The sequence below is a fragment of the Micromonospora sp. WMMD882 genome (genome assembly GCF_027497255.1).
Classification (GTDB): domain Bacteria; phylum Actinomycetota; class Actinomycetes; order Mycobacteriales; family Micromonosporaceae; genus Micromonospora.
The window spans coordinates 3,262,001-3,276,376 of sequence record NZ_CP114903.1; the positions used below are offsets into that span (position 1 = coordinate 3,262,001).

At 71.6% G+C, this 14,376-nt stretch carries 10 protein-coding genes; 3 read left to right on the plus strand and 7 right to left on the minus strand.

What is annotated here, in order from left to right; translation table 11 throughout:
- Positions 1–49: 49 nt before the first annotated feature.
- The 7 genes from tsrT to O7606_RS13470 form a co-directional block, all read right to left on the minus strand.
- Positions 50–1,750 carry a tryptophan 2-C-methyltransferase gene (gene tsrT, locus O7606_RS13440; protein WP_281594364.1) on the minus strand — a complete coding sequence of 567 codons (1,701 nt, stop codon included), beginning with the start codon at positions 1,748–1,750 and terminating at the stop codon, positions 50–52.
- Positions 1,751–1,811: 61 nt separating this feature from the next.
- Positions 1,812–3,494 (minus strand): hypothetical protein, encoded by a 1,683-nt coding sequence (locus O7606_RS13445; RefSeq protein ID WP_281594365.1) that lies wholly within the window; start codon positions 3,492–3,494, stop codon positions 1,812–1,814.
- Complete coding sequence (locus O7606_RS13450) at positions 3,491–5,176, minus strand: hypothetical protein (protein ID WP_281594366.1); 1,686 nt, start codon at positions 5,174–5,176, stop codon at positions 3,491–3,493. Before O7606_RS13450 ends, O7606_RS13445 begins: the two co-directional genes overlap by 4 nt.
- Positions 5,176–6,276: a lantibiotic dehydratase C-terminal domain-containing protein gene (locus tag O7606_RS13455; RefSeq protein WP_281594367.1), complete on the minus strand. Its 1,101-nt coding sequence runs from the start codon at positions 6,274–6,276 to the stop codon at positions 5,176–5,178. The genes O7606_RS13450 and O7606_RS13455 overlap by 1 nt, the downstream gene beginning before the upstream one ends.
- Positions 6,273–7,277, minus strand: coding sequence for a lantibiotic dehydratase C-terminal domain-containing protein (locus O7606_RS13460; RefSeq protein ID WP_281594368.1), 1,005 nt, complete (start codon positions 7,275–7,277; stop codon positions 6,273–6,275). The genes O7606_RS13455 and O7606_RS13460 overlap by 4 nt, the downstream gene beginning before the upstream one ends.
- Positions 7,274–10,816, minus strand: coding sequence for a hypothetical protein (locus O7606_RS13465; protein ID WP_281594369.1), 3,543 nt, complete (start codon positions 10,814–10,816; stop codon positions 7,274–7,276). Before O7606_RS13465 ends, O7606_RS13460 begins: the two co-directional genes overlap by 4 nt.
- 190 nt (positions 10,817–11,006) lie before the next feature.
- Positions 11,007–11,192 (minus strand): thiocillin/thiostrepton family thiazolyl peptide, encoded by a 186-nt coding sequence (locus O7606_RS13470; RefSeq protein WP_281594370.1) that lies wholly within the window; start codon positions 11,190–11,192, stop codon positions 11,007–11,009.
- Positions 11,193–11,660: 468 nt separating this feature from the next.
- Between O7606_RS13470 and O7606_RS13475 the strand changes: the two genes are divergently transcribed.
- Genes O7606_RS13475 through O7606_RS13485 form a run of 3 tightly spaced genes read left to right on the plus strand, consistent with a single transcriptional unit; the run spans position 11,661 to position 14,358 of the window.
- Positions 11,661–12,218 carry a DUF2867 domain-containing protein gene (locus O7606_RS13475; RefSeq protein ID WP_281599652.1) on the plus strand — a complete coding sequence of 186 codons (558 nt, stop codon included), beginning with the start codon at positions 11,661–11,663 and terminating at the stop codon, positions 12,216–12,218.
- Positions 12,219–12,277: 59 nt separating this feature from the next.
- Positions 12,278–13,141: an SAM-dependent methyltransferase gene (locus O7606_RS13480; protein WP_281594371.1), complete on the plus strand. Its 864-nt coding sequence runs from the start codon at positions 12,278–12,280 to the stop codon at positions 13,139–13,141.
- Between the two features lie 32 nt (positions 13,142–13,173).
- Entirely contained in the window at positions 13,174–14,358 is a 1,185-nt protein-coding gene (locus tag O7606_RS13485; protein WP_281594372.1) for an acyl-CoA dehydrogenase family protein, read from the plus strand.
- Positions 14,359–14,376 lie beyond the last annotated feature (18 nt).

Consider the following 14,376-nt stretch of genomic DNA (forward strand, 5'->3'; position numbering starts at 1 on the left):
CACGCCACCTCCCTCATGTCAGCGCCTCCACGCGGCCGGTCACCCGGCGTCAGCCGGTCACCGTCTCGAGCACGCCCCGGTCGTGGGCCTCCCGGAGGATCGAGTGGCGCTGACGCCAGTGCGACCAGAACGCTCCGGAGTAGCCCAGGCGGCACAGGCTGAGCAGAAAGGGGTTGTCGGCGTAGTTGTTGTCGTGCTCGCTCATGCCCGCCACGGTGGGCAGCATGACCCGGTAGTGCTCCCGGGCAGGGATGTGGTCCCAGAGGAACTGCACCGACTGCCGCCACCGTCCCGCCGGGTCGGAGACCCGGGCGGGGTCCTCCGGCAGGTCCGGCGAGAAGTAGCAGACCAGACGGAAGCCACCGTCGTCGTCGAACATGAACTGCCGCTCGTACTCGACCGGGCTGGCGCACATGGCGAGCGGTTTGAGCACGATCGGCTCCCGGGCGGTGTTCGACTGCAGCCCGGGCACCGTCCGCACCCCCGCGCACCGCTCGGCCATCCGGATGCCGAGATCGGTGTACGGGAAGAGCCGCAGCCCGAGGCTGAACCCGGTGACGGTCGCGTCGAGCGCCATGAACTCGTCCACGCACCGCCGCATCGTCTCGCGGGTCTCGCCCGGCATGCCGAAGAGCGCCTCGACCATAGTCTGCATGCCGTGGCGGTGGCTGAGCTCCACCAGGCGGGCGGTGTCCTCGAAGGTGTAGAACTGCGAGCCACCGGTGGTGACCTTCCAGCCGTCGAGGAGGTCGCGGCGGACGTGGTCGGCGCCGACGTTCACCCCGGCGCAGCCGGCGCCGGCCAGCAGCTCGGCGAACTCCTCGTCGAACGGGGCCGGCTGGCAGTAGATCCACAGCCGCAGGTCGTGCAGCGGCCCGGAGTGATCGGTGTTCCTGCGGCGGATGATCTCCCTGAGCAGCGTCTTGCTGTTGCCGATGGCGAGATTGAACTCGCTGTCGGTGGAGTGCAGGTCGTGCACCCCCTGGGCGACCAGGGACTCCATCTCGTCCACCACCGCCGGGATGCTCCGCCGGGCGAACCGGGTGCCCTTCGCGTCCGGCTCCACGCAGTGTGAGCAGCGGTAGACGCACCCGTTCTTGGTCAGGATGCTGCCGATCCCGCTCCACCGGTAGTAGGCGAGGTTGTCCACCTTGGACGGGTCACCCGAGCGGCGGTGGTAGCTGTCGAGGCGGTTGACCTGCCAGAGGCGACTCTGGTTGTAGCCGGCCAACGCCAGCGGCCCGGTGCCGGCGGCCGGCGTCCGGGCCGGGACGGACACGACCCGCCCGTCGCCCTCGTTGACGAGCAGGCCGGCGACCGACCGCGGGTCGCGCCCCTCGACCAGCGCGTCGGCGAGATCGCAGATGATCACCTCGCCCGGCCCCTTGACGCCGAAGTCGACCCCGAAGTAGTCGACCAGGGCGAACGGCATGGTCGAGAAGCCGATCCCGCCGGCCACGAGCGGAGCGGTCGTCCGCTGCCGGATCGCGAGGATGATCTCCTTGTGCTCGTCGACGAAGGGACGCTGCTCCAACGCGTACGTGGTGTCGGTGTTCCGTACCGTCACCCCCACGAGCAGGGGTTGCCGCAGGGAGAAGTACTCGGTGACGACCACCTGCCAGTCGTCGCGACGGAAGGTCAGATCTACCACCTCCACCGTGTAGCCGGCCTGCTCCAACGCGGTGGTGAGCACGTCCAGGGCGTACGGCGCGATCGGTGGATGCACCTTGTTCGGGTTAACCAGAGTCACCAGGCCCCTGCTCACGGGCGCACCATCCATCCTTCGGTCCGCTGATCGGGTGTTGCGCCGGTCATGTCTCCGCCGGCGGGTCCGGCGTGACCGTGACGCCGACCAGGTGCGGCGCCGCCAGCGGCGGCAGCGTCACCTCCTGCCAGCACAGGCCGAGCCGCTCCGCGCGGTCCCGCACGGACCGGTCCTCGACGAACCGGTCACCTGCCGCCGGAACGATCGCGTCCGGGTCGACGGACGGCAACTGACGGCGCGCCCGCGCCGCCAACCGCGCCCGCTCGACGACGTCGTCGCGATCCGTCCCGACCACCCACCGGCCGTCGTCGTCGACCAGGGCACGCCACAGTCCACTGGGATGCCGCTGACACCGGACGCCGCCGAGCGGGTCGTCGTCGGACGCCGGCCCGTCGGCCCCGACGCCCGGGGCCGCCGACGACCACCCGTCGGGCAGCCGGTCGGCAGCCCAGCGGCACAGCGCCCGACCCAGCGCCACCATGGCGGTCGGGCCGACCCCGAGCACCGCCCGGGCGGGCACCGGCACCGTCGTCTCCACCGCCAGCAGAGCGGCCTCCTCACGCGCCGACTGCCCGGTCGAGGCGACCACCACGCCACGCTCCTCGCCGACAGCGGCCGGCGCCGGCCGACCGGGTGGGTTGACCCGCAGCCGCAGCGCCACCAGCGGCCCCTGTTCCAGCCCGCGCGGGGAACTGCTGACCAGCGGCCCGAAGCAACGGGCGGCGGAGACCACCGCCGGGAACCGCCCCCGGCGGGCCGACGTCACCGGCGTCACCGGGTCGGTCGCGTGCGACCCGCCCGGGCAGGACGGGTCGGGATCCACGGCGGTGCGCCAGATGCTGAGCCGGGTCAGGTCGACCACCACCCCCTCGGTCAGCCGGGCGGGGTGGTCGGCGCCGACGTGCTGGAAGAGCTCCTGGGCGAGCACCGCCGCGCCGACCGCGGTGGGCACGTGCCCGAGGCTCGCGTCCTCGGGCAACCCGACGGCCGGATGCACCAGCCGACGCCAGGCGCACCGGACACAGGCCACCCCGGCGCCGGGCACCTGACCCTTCAGCAGCATCGCCTGCCCGCGTACGACGCCGGCCCAGACCGGGGTTCCCGCCCGGTCGAGCAGGCGCCACGCGTCGTCGAGTTCCGAGGCGGCGAACAGGCCCACCAGGCGGGCGCCGTCGACCGGCGGGTCGGCCGGCCCCCGCAACCGGACCGACAACCCGGCCCCCCGGTGGTCGTCGACCAGTTCCCGCAGCTCCTCGGTGGGCTCGGCGTCCCGCAGGACGACGTCACCGAAGCCCGTCTCGACCAGGGTGGCGGCGATCAGCGAGGCGCGTTCCGACGGCCCGACGACGGACACCGGGCAGGTACGGACCCGGGCCAGCGCGGCCGCCGGATCCGCGGCGAAGTGCCGCAGGTACTCGATCTGCTGACCGAACGCCCGGGTCACGGGTGAGTCTTCGGTCAACTCGTCGACGCGGTGCCGCCGCACCACCTGCCGCTGCTCCAGGATGCCGATCAGGCCACGGACATACTTGGCCTGCTCGGGCCGGAGCGCGGCGAGCAGGCGCTTGTCGGATATCCCACGGTCCAGCAGCGGAGCGATCCGTTCCACCCACCGGGCCACCGCCGAGCCGCGCAGCGTGAAGGAGCCGTCGGTGGTGCGGATCCACACCCCGTCGGGCACCGGGACGTAGTAGGCGTCCGCCCGCAGGCGGAGCAGGGTCTCCGTCACGAGCCACCTCCGCCGCCGGTTGCCACCGGGTGCGCGCTGCTCTCCAGGTAGAGCGCCCGCCGGTACCGGCTGATCCCGACCAGCAGCAGGGCGGTCAGCCCTCGCCCCGCCAGACCCAGCTCGTCGTCCAGCGGAGCGGAGACGAAGCCGAGCACCGGGTGCGCCGACAGCCCGTCGCGGGCCGCGGCCACCGACAGCCGTTGGGCGAGCAACCCGCCGAGCAGGTGCTGGGCGCGGTAGGCGAGGGCGCCGCCCGGACCGTCGTGGACGTCGGCCGCGCCGACCATGACGGCGATCAGGGGCGCCTGCGCGAAGTTCATGTAGGAACCGAACAGGCACCGCTGCACGAGGGGGCCGAAGTCGCCCCCGGCGGTACGGGTGAGCCCGCGACCGTCATCGTGCAGCAGGTAGGCGCCGGCCGGCAGGCCGGTCACCGAACGGGCTATCAGCAGGCACCGGGGGTGGCAGGCAACGTCGGCAGGGCCGGTGGGAACCGACCCGTCCAGCGGGGCGAGGAGCTCCGCGCTCCAGGTCGCCACGTCGTCCATGCCCACCGGGGTCCCCCGGTACTGCTCACCGAGAGCGGTACGGGCCCACGCGTCGCCGACCGTGGGAGGTTCGCCCGCCACAGCGGGCAGCCGAGCGTCGACCGGCAGCCCGTCCAGCGGGATCGGGGGTAGGTCGACCGGGTTTCCGGCCGTGGCCAGACAGGCGGCGTGCATCCGCCGGGCCCCCGAGGAGCGGTCCGGCATCTCCATCGCGCCACGCCACGGCACGTCCGGGACGGCCGCTGTCCGAATACCGTCGCCCGACGCGGAGCCGTCGCCCGACGCGCCGCCGGTCGGCGCGGGTCGGACGTCGAGCACGACCGGCGCCGCCTCGACGGACGGATCCAGGCCCAGCCCACGCAGCAGGGGCAGCTCGCCGCCGACGAGCGAGACGCGGCAGGTCCAACCCCAGCGCCGGGCGGTCAGCGCGAACTGGCCCACCACGGTGCCGCTGTCCAACGCGGCCAGCCGGTAGGAGAAGTCCCCGTACTTGAAGTAGTTCTTCCACAGCGGGATCGTGAGCACGATCCGGACACCGCCGTCAGGTGACGCCAGTTCGTCCGGTGGACGACCGGACGCCAGACGGGCCAGCGAATGCCGGACGGCGTTGTAGTGGTAGACGCCGGCGGCCAGCCCCGCGTCCCCGTCGGTGCAGACGTAACACTCGGCCGGGTACGTGACCCCGCCGGACGGCACCGCCCGACGTAGCTGGTAGTGGGCGTCACGGTGCACCGGGGCAGGTTGCTCGGGACTGCTCTTGGCGGTTCCCTCCGGGTACCAACGGATCCCGGTCACCCCGTAGCTGGCCTGGAGCAACGCGCCGAGCCAGGACAGCTGTCCCCGCTGTGCCACGGTCACCGCCTGCTGCGCCCTACCTCGGACGAGCCGGCGCGGCATGGGCGGCAGATCGACCTGTCGCGCCGTCTCGTACCAGCGGAACGGGCTGGGGATGTTCTGCCAGTCGATCTGCCACGAGCCCGGGTAGATGTCGTCGAAGCTGCCGCGCAGCCGGTGGACGAAGGCCGACACCTCGGCCCGGTCGAAGGGCCGCACATCCGTCTCCCGCGCCGCGCCGCCGGGCTGGTGGGGCTGCTCCGGGCCCTGCCGGTGTCGCGTGGCCGCGTCGGTCAGCATCAGCCGACCTCGGCCTCTGGCTTGACCGATCGGATCAGCTCCGCCGCGTCCAGCCCGAACTCCTCCTCGAAGGCACGCGCCAGGAGGTAGCACAACGTGTAGCGGTCGGACAGCAGGAAGCCGAGCCGGTACAGGTGCCAGTGGCCGTACGCCTGGGCGACCCGGGACGCCTGGAACCGACGGTCGTGCCTGATCATCCCCTGGTAGTAGGGGTTGTCGGCGATGGCCCGGTGGATTCCGGCCACCGGCGGCTCGGGGGCGTCGGCGAGCCACGGCAGGTCGGGCCGGCGGTACAACCCGTCCGGCGCCGGGGTCAGCTTGGCGAAGTCGTCCCTGCGCGGGGTCGCGTAGAGGTAGAACCTGCCCTCGTCGAAGCCCCGCTGGATGGCGGGCAGGTGCGACCGCAGGCTGTTCAGGTACCGCAACGTGGGTTCGGGCAGACCGTCCAGGTCACCGTCCGGATCCTGCATGATCTCCACGAGCCGGCGCATCCGCGGGCGCAACGCGTCCCGGTTCAGTTCGTACCGCCTGGCGTGCCGCGCGCGGGCCGCCTCGGGTTCGCGGATCAGCAGCATGTACCCCTCGAACGTGGCCAGGTACGACAGGTAACCGGCCCGGTAGCCGAACCGGCTCAGGCTCTCCGGCAGCCGGGAGGCCAGGAAGACGCCGGTGCACGCCAACATGTCCAGAGCCAGGGCCAGACGCAGCGCCCGGTTGCCCCGGGTCGCCCGCAGCGACTCCAACGCCAGCGGGGTGGTCTCGGTCCAGAACGACTCGGCGATGCCCAGCGCCGCGCCGCCGCCGAGCCAGTCGTGTTCCTTGTTGTACGGGCGGTACTCGAACAGGTTGTTCCGGCCCGCCTCCCCCACGGCCTCGCTGACCCGGGACCTCAGCCGCGCCTCCACCGACGGGCTCGCGGTCCGGAACTTCAACCGGAGGTAGGAGCTGCCGTCCCTGGTCTCGCGCAGGTAGAACCAGGATTCCGTCTCGCCCCGTTCGACGGACTCGTCGAGGGTGGGGGCGGCGACGTCGAGCAGGATCTCCTCCTGGCTGGACCAGGGGACGTTGACGGTGACGTCGCCGGACTTGTCTGTGGTCATGGTTGCTCAGCTCCTGTTCCCGCCGCCAGCCCGGACAGCTCGGGGAGATCGGCGCCGCGGTCCACAGCTGCGCAGTGCGCCAGATATGCCACGAAGCACTCCCCCTGGGGGCGTACGTTCATGCGGTTGTTCGTCGTGTGCAGGTACTGGCTGACCAGGGCGGCCAGGGCCACGAACGGCGGCGCGGCGGGCTCGACCTCGGCCGGCCACACCTCCCGCCGTTCGACGAGCGGACGGAGCCGACCGACGGCTTCCGTGATCAGGTCCTCCCACCGCCGGCCCAGGCCCCGGCCGAGAGGCCGACCGTCTGCCAGGTCGTCGAGCATGCGTCGGTACGTGTCGCGCTGGGCGGCGTACTGATGCGCCCAGGCGTCGATCAGGGCCGCGTCCGGCACGTACGGCCGCCACCGTTCGTGGTAGTGCCGGAAGAAGACCGTCCGTTGCGCCTCGGTCAGTCCCAGGGCTCGGGCGGCCAGCAGCAGGAACTGCAACGCCACGCCGAGCCGTACCCGACCCTGGCCCACCCGCTGGACCACCTCACCGGCCAACCGGGTGCTGGTGTCGAAGACGTCCTCGGCGACCGCGACCCCCTGCGGGCCGCCGTACTTGGCCAGCTCGGGTCGGTAGTCGATCCACCGCAGGGAGTTGGGCGGCTCGGCGTCCGACACGGCGGCGTCCGTGCCGTTCTCCAACTCGTTCAGCCGTCGCAGGGCGGTCGTCAGCCGGCCCGGGTCGGTGTCCGTGCTCCCCGGGTGCTTCGCCAGGTAGCCGGTGACGCGTCGTCCGATCTCCTCGCGGGCCTCGGCCCGGTGCGCCGGGAGGGTCTGGACCCGCACCCGCACGTGCGGGCCCCGTTCCCAGTGGCGCAGGTAGAACTGGCGTCGCGTCAGCCCCCGCTGCCGCAGCTCGGTGAGCATCGGCAGCAGCAGCTCCGTCAACAGTCGGTCCGCGTCGTCGTGGTAGAAGACGTGACACGACAACCACACCGGTGCGGTACTCACCCTGCCTCCGCGGTCGTCTCGATGGTGAACTCGGTGACGTGCCCGCCCGGGTCGCCCGGCCGGTCGGGCCCCACCTCGGGCAGGCACTCCTGGAAGGTCAGGTCGGCGGCGCCGCGGCGGAGCGTCCGGAACCAGGAACTCACGCTGGTGACGCTGGTGAAGTCGACGAGCGCGGGCTTGCGCTCGGCGGAGGAGGGGAACTGTTGCAGCCGCCGGCTCCAGCTCTCCTGCTCGTCGATGGTCCGCGGCACGAGCGGGTCGGGCACCGTCAGGCTGCGGCAGAACACCTGCTCCGGCAGGCCGACGTCAGCTCGCCAGCGGCGTACGGCCCGGTGCGCGTCGAGCCGGCTGAGGCCGTCCACGACGGGCAGCTCGGACGACGAGACCTTCCAGGCACGCCGCGCCAGCACCACGTCGTCCAGCCGTACCCGCGGATAGCGTCGGATGCCGGGCCGGTCCGGCCGCCGCTGGTCCACCCGGTCCCACCACCCGATGTTCGCCAGTGTCCCGGCGCCGAAGAAGTTCAGGAAGCGGTAGAACTGCGGGGCGAGGTCGTTGAGCAGGAAGTTCAACGGGACCAGCCGCAGCACCGGACCGGTGCGGCCGTGCCGCAGGCGCAACCGGCAGGCGGTCGTGTCGACCTCGGCCCAGCAGTCCTCCAGCGAGATGCCGCTGTCTGCGCCCCACTCTCCCGGGGTGCCGCAGGGGTAGCGCAGATGACGGCCGAGCAGCGGCGGATGGACGTTGGAGTTGATGCCCAGCACCGCGCACAGGTCGGTCAACGGAGCGTCCGGGTCGTCGTGTCGCGCGATGTCGGCACGCACCCGGGCGGTGAAGTCGGCCGACCCCTCGTCCGCCATCTCGTACGCCGCGCAGAACCGGGAGATGGGCCGCGCGTAGCCCAGCGAGACGTCGTTGACCACCAGGAGCGGGTCGGCTGCCCGCGTCCGTTGCACCTGCCAGCCCACCCGTTCCCAGCGGGCCACCCAAGCCGGCAGCTCCGCCACCACCTCCGTGAGCCGCCGCCGGTCGAGCGTGGTCTCGACCCCGTCGTGCGGCGCCGCCTGAGCCAGGACCGCGTCCTGCAGCCGGCGCAGCTCGGTCGGCACCGGCGCGGACAACTCACGCAGCCGCCGCGTCAGCAGGGCACGCGCCCTGGGTGTGGAGAGCGCCGAGTAGAGGGGCAGCAGGCGATGCGGTCCCGGCCCGAACGTCTGGCCGACGACGTCGGCGACGATGGCCCGTACGTGCGCGTCGTCGTCGAACAGCGGCGCCAGGTCGTGCAGGGTGGACAGGGCGGGCAGGTGACGCTGCCAGTCCGCCCGGCTCTCCGTACGCGGGCGGGTCGTCACCAGGTCCTCGTAGATCAGGCTCCGGGCCGCCTCCAGCGGCGGGAGCGGCGCGTCGCACAGCTCCGCCAGCTCGGTGACGCAACGGCGTACGTCGGCGAGGGCCGCCTCCCGCTGCTCGGGGCCCATCGGACCGAAACCGGCCTCGATGTCGGACAGCCGGGCGACCACCCCGCGCAGCCGGGGATCACCGTCCGGCGGCAGCAGGCGGGCGAGTCGGAGCATCGGCGTCGGCTCCTGCTCGTCGACGCCGAGATCCCATCCGAGCACGCCCGACGTGACCAGTTCCTCGACGCCGGCCCGCAGGGCGGCGGGGTCGACGTCGAACCGCTCGGCGCAACGCCTGCGCAGTTCGGGCAGGCTGACCGGCTGGTCGGCGGGCAGGTCGAGGAGGACGGCGAGCAGGTCGTCCTCCTCGGCCCGCACGACCCGTTCGGCGCTGGCTGGTTGGTCGGTGCCGTCGCGCCCCCGAACGAGCAGCGCGACGCCGCCCTTGGCGCGGGCCACGATCGGGGCGCGGCGCAGCACCAGCGCCGGTCGCAGATCGGAATGCCGGCACAGGGTGCGCTCGACCCATTCGACGAGCTGGCGGGGCAGCCGGCACACCGACCGCGGTGAGCCGGGCTCCGTCGTCGCCGGCTGGCCGGCCACGTCGGTTTCCGCGTCGTCGGTGAACAGCACGGGCCGGGTGTGCACCAACCGGCTGAACGGGGAGGGCTTCAGCGCGCTCCGCGCGACCAGGTTGACGAGGGTGGCCTCGGTGGTCCGGGACCGCTTGTCACCGGCCTGGCCGGCCGCGACGTCCCGGGCGAAGCGACGGAGGTTCTGCGCCACGTTCGCCCCGGTGAGCTGGGCGCTCATCAGGATCTCCGGCCGCAGACCGAGCTCGGCGAGGACCGCCTGCTCGGCGCGCCGCGCCTGCTCGTACGCCTCGGCCAGGCCGCCGGTCACCTCGGTCCGGCGCCGACGCAGGGCCCGTAGTCGGGGCAGCCGGTCGGCTTCCCCCACCTCGGGGATCTCGGCCAGGTCGGCGAAGTGGTCGTCGGTCAGCTCGCCGCCCCGGTGCAGCAGGCGGCGGATGTCGAGGATGCGTCTGCGCTGCCCCCGGTCGGTCAGGCGGGGCACCACCGGGGTGAGGGTCTCGGCGACCCGCCGGGACTCGGCGTGCCACCGGGCGTCCAGCGCGTCGGCCTCGTCCACCAGGTCCGCCAGCCGGCGCGACGACAGGCCGGCGATCTCGTCCAGCGACAGCGAGCACACCCGGGCGATCCCGTAGCCGGCGAGTCCGTGCCCGGCGGTGACCCGGGGCGGCGCGGGCTCCTTCCGGGGCGAAGTGGCGGCCGTTCTCCCGGCGACGACGGGCGGGGCCGCCGGCGTCGGCTCCGTGGCCGGGTTCGTCGATGACGGGTGGGCGTCGGTGGGCACGGCGTCCGGCGCCGGGTCGGGGACTGTCGGGGCGCCGGCCGGAGCGGTCGCGGCGGTGGACGACTCCGGCACGCCCGAGCGACGGCGTTCGTGGAAGACCGTACGTCGCTGGTCGATCCGGGCGCTGAACTCCTCGACGGCGGCGACGAACGAACGGGGGCAGTCCCGGGGGACGAGATGTCCCGCGCCGGCGACGACCGCGACGTCGGCCCCGGACTGCGCCGCCGGCTGGACGGCGAGCCGCTCGGCCTCCAGCAACGCCCCGTTGACCAGCAGCGCGGGCAGGTCGAGGCGCTCGAGGTCGGTCCGGTCCGGGATACGCAGCAGGCCCCGCCGCAGTTCCTCGGCCGTGGCGCTGATCAGCCGGGGCCACCTGTCGCCGTGCAACCGGGCGAAGTACTCCCGGCTCGGTTGCTGCTCGCGCGCCATCCGGGTGAAGGCGGTCAACCAGCGGTCGAGCCCGTCGGGCCGCATGGTGAAGGAGAAACCCGACATCACCAGCCCGTGTACGGAGCCGACCGCCTTCTCGGCGGCCCGGAACGCGACGGCGGCGCCCAGGTAGGAGATCCCCACCAGCAGCGGTCGCTCCGGCTGGGCGTGGACGAGTTCGCAGAGCTCGTCGACCGCGACGGCGGTCTGGTCGCCCGGCGTCTCCTGGCGCGGTCCGTGCCCAGGGAGGTTGAACGGCGTCACGGGGTGCCCCCACCATGGGGCACAGGCGCCGAAGTGCGCCTCGGGCGTGCCGAGCAGCCCATGTACCAGCACGACAGGTCGCATCGGGATGTCCTCCCAGAACACCGGATTGACAGCTCAGGTACGGGGGACCGGTTCGTCCGTTCGGACGGACGCCGACGCCCGGACCACCTCGCGAGGGCGCCGAGCCCGCCCACGCCCGGACAGCGGCACGGCCGTTGCCGGACCGGAGCGGCGGGCGGGCTCGGCCTCAGTGACTAGGTCACGAGGAGCAGCTGCAGGTGCAGATGCAGGTGGTGCAGGACGACGAGGCGACGAGGGTCTCGGTCAGGTCGTGCGTGTCGAGCATCGACTCGTCCAGGTAGTCGCTGATCTCCAGGGTGTCGATGTCCAGACCGGTCAGCTCCTCGACGCCGAGCTCGACCTGGGTTTGCGCGGAAATGCTCACGGCATTAACCCCTTCGGTAATGTGGACTTCGCCGGAAGTCCTCGACTGATACTGTCCCCGACTCTGCAGAGATGCCAGTCGGCCTGACGGGTGAGATGACGCCTCATCAGGCGTCCTACGTCGACTGGGGTACCGGCCAACCTACGGCCACCCGAGGACGCGATCGACGTTACATGCCGTTCACGGTGCGTGTCTACACCGTCTCTCGTGGCTTCTTCGGCGAACCCTGAAGATCACCTGATAAATCATCGAGACCTTTGACTCGAATCAATGCTGTGCTAGGCTTCGCATAACGATCAAGTTGCTTCCGGCAGCCGTATCAGAACGATCATCGGGGCTCCCGGCCCCAAGAATCGGCCCACTTGTCGAAGTTGGCGGCCGGTTCCGCGCAAGCCGGCGCAGCGACACCCCCACCCCTCGACGCCGGGGTCGGGAGACCCTTTTCGCACTTATGGGGGAACGGTGCAGATGCGTGCTCACGAAATCTCGATTCCGGCCGGATCGGCGTTGGCCGCCTTCCGGGACGAAGCTCCCCACGCCAATGCCCAAGCGGTGGCGGTGGACCTTCCGGTGGGCCTGACGGTCGACCCCCGAGAGGTGGCCAGGGTCGCGATGACCCGCCCGAGTGACACCACGGACGCACTGTTGCCGCTGGTAGACGCCTGGATCAAGGTGCAGCGGGTCATCCTGCGCCCCCTCGGGGTCAGCCCGAACACCATGAACCGCAAGAAGCCCCAGGCACGCCCGGTGGTGGGCAACCGCCTCGGACCCTACCGGGTGATCGCGATCGACGAGCGCGAGGTGATGATCGGGGATCGCGACCGCTTCCTGCACCACCGGATGTCTTTCATGGTGATGGAATCAACGGCGATCCTCGGAGTTGTGCTGCGCACCTTGAACAGGGGCGGGGATCTTTACTGGTCGCTGGTCCGCAAACACCAGATCCGGATTCTGGAGCAAACACTTCTCCGCAGTTTGAATCGAATTCTCGACGGCCAGACCGAGCAGCGTCCGAATACCCGCTGACGCCAGCGAACAATCCGCATCGAGTAGACCTCTTTCGGGGAACGATGAAGCAGACAAGTATGACCGCGCACTGGATAGCGGTCGCCCGTGCCGCCGAGACACTCCGCGCCGATCCGCTGTTTCTTGATTCTTTGGCGGTCGAGTTCGTCGCCCGTACCGATCCCGTGCTCCTGGCCGACCTCCGCGACAATCCGACACCGCGTTTCGACGTGCTCGCGGTGCGGACGAAGTTCTTCGACGATTTCCTGTCCACCGCCGTTCGTGACGGACTGCGACAGGTGGTGATCGTCGCCGCGGGAATGGACAGCCGGGCCTACCGGCTCGACCTTCCCGCCGAGTTGCGGCTGTTCGAGATCGACCTGCCCGACCTCCAGGCCGGCAAGGAGGCGCTCCTGGCGGAACTCGGCCTGACCAACGCCCGCTGCCGGCGACGCGCCGTCGCCGCGAACATGGTCGGGGACTGGTCCGCCCGTCTGCGTGCCGCCGGCTTCGACCCCGGCGAGCGGACGGCGTGGCTGATCGAAGGCTTTCTCTACTACCTCACCGACGAGCAGGTCGAGGCGGTGCTCGACACGGTTTCGCGGCTGTCCGCAGAGGGCAGCGTCCTGGGCCTCGAGCACGTCAACACGGACCTCTACCGGGCCCCGTGGATGCAGCAGTGGCTGGCGGACATGCGCCGGGAGGGCCGGCCGTGGCAGTCCGGGGTGGACGAACCCGAGGCCTGGTTGGCTCGGCACGGCTTCCGGTCCCAGGTCCGCGAACCGGCCGATCTGCCGGAGGCGACCGGACGACGCGTCCCGAAAACCCCGCCGAGACCGACGCCGGGCGCGGCCCGAACGTGGTTGATAACGGCGGAACGTGCCGGAGAAGGGCCGCCGGGAAACCGAGTCGCCGACCCCCGGCCGAAGGGAACCTTACGATGAGTGCCAATCCTGCTTCTCTCCGTGAAGAAAAAGTGAGAATCGCCCAGGAGCTCTCCCGGTCGTGTGAGCGACGCGCCGCCAAGTACGACGAGTCCGCCGAGTTCCCCTACGAGAACTTCGACGCCCTGAGGAAATCCGGCTATCTCGGTCTGACGGTGCCCGAGGAGTTGGGCGGACTGGGCGGGGACCTACGGGACATGGTGGTCACCCAGGAACGGCTGGCGGCCGGCTGCGCCTCCACCGCCCTCACCGTGAACATGCACCTGTCCATGGCGGGGCAGATGGCGCGCAACTGGCGTACCGCGCCGAACGAGGCCACCGAACGGACGCTGCGCGACATCGTCGACGGCACCGTCATCCTGGGCGGAGCCACGGCTGAGCCGGGTCATCCGCTGGTCCGCAGCACGGGCAGCCGGGCGCGGCGGGTCGACGGCGGCTTCGTGGTCTCCGGCCTCAAGACCTTCGGCACCGGCTCGGCGGTGATGACCCACCTGACCTCGATGGCCGTGTACGAGGAACATCCCGAGGGGCCGCGGCTGCTGGTCTTCCGGATCCCCGTCGACGCGCCCGGCGTGGAGATCCTCGCCGGCACCTGGCACACCTCAGGCATGCGGGCCACCCGCAGCGAGAACATCGCCCTACGGGACGTCCACGTCCCCGACGAGGCGATCTTCCTGACCTTCCCCGTCGGCGCCCTGGACGGAAGCCTGTTGCAGACCCTGTGGGGTTGGGCGATGCCGACGTTCGGCGCGGTCTACCTCGGGGTCGCCGTGGGCGCCTTCGAGCACTGCCTCGCCGACGTCCACAAGCGCGGCTGGGAGTCCCGACCGTTCGTCCAGACCACGATCACCGAGTGCGCGCTGCTCATCGAGTCGGCCCGGGCGGTCCTGCGGCAGACCGCCGAAGAGGTGATGGGCAACGACCTGTGGACCAGGATGACAATCCAACAGGGAATGTCGCGGGTGGTCCTGGCCAAGGTGCTCGCCACCAACAACGCCGTGACCGTCGTCGACCGGGTGGTCCAGCTCGTCGGCTCCGCCGCGCTACGCGCCGGCTCCGTCTACGACCGCGCCCTGCGTGACGTCCGGGCCGGAACGATGCACCCCTACAGCAACGCGGACGCCCACGAGCTGATCAGCGCGACCTGCCTCGGCATCCAGGTCGCCGAGGAGCACCCGCCGCGCCGGCCGGAGCTGGCCGGCATCCCGACCCCCTGACGCCCACCTGAGAAAGTA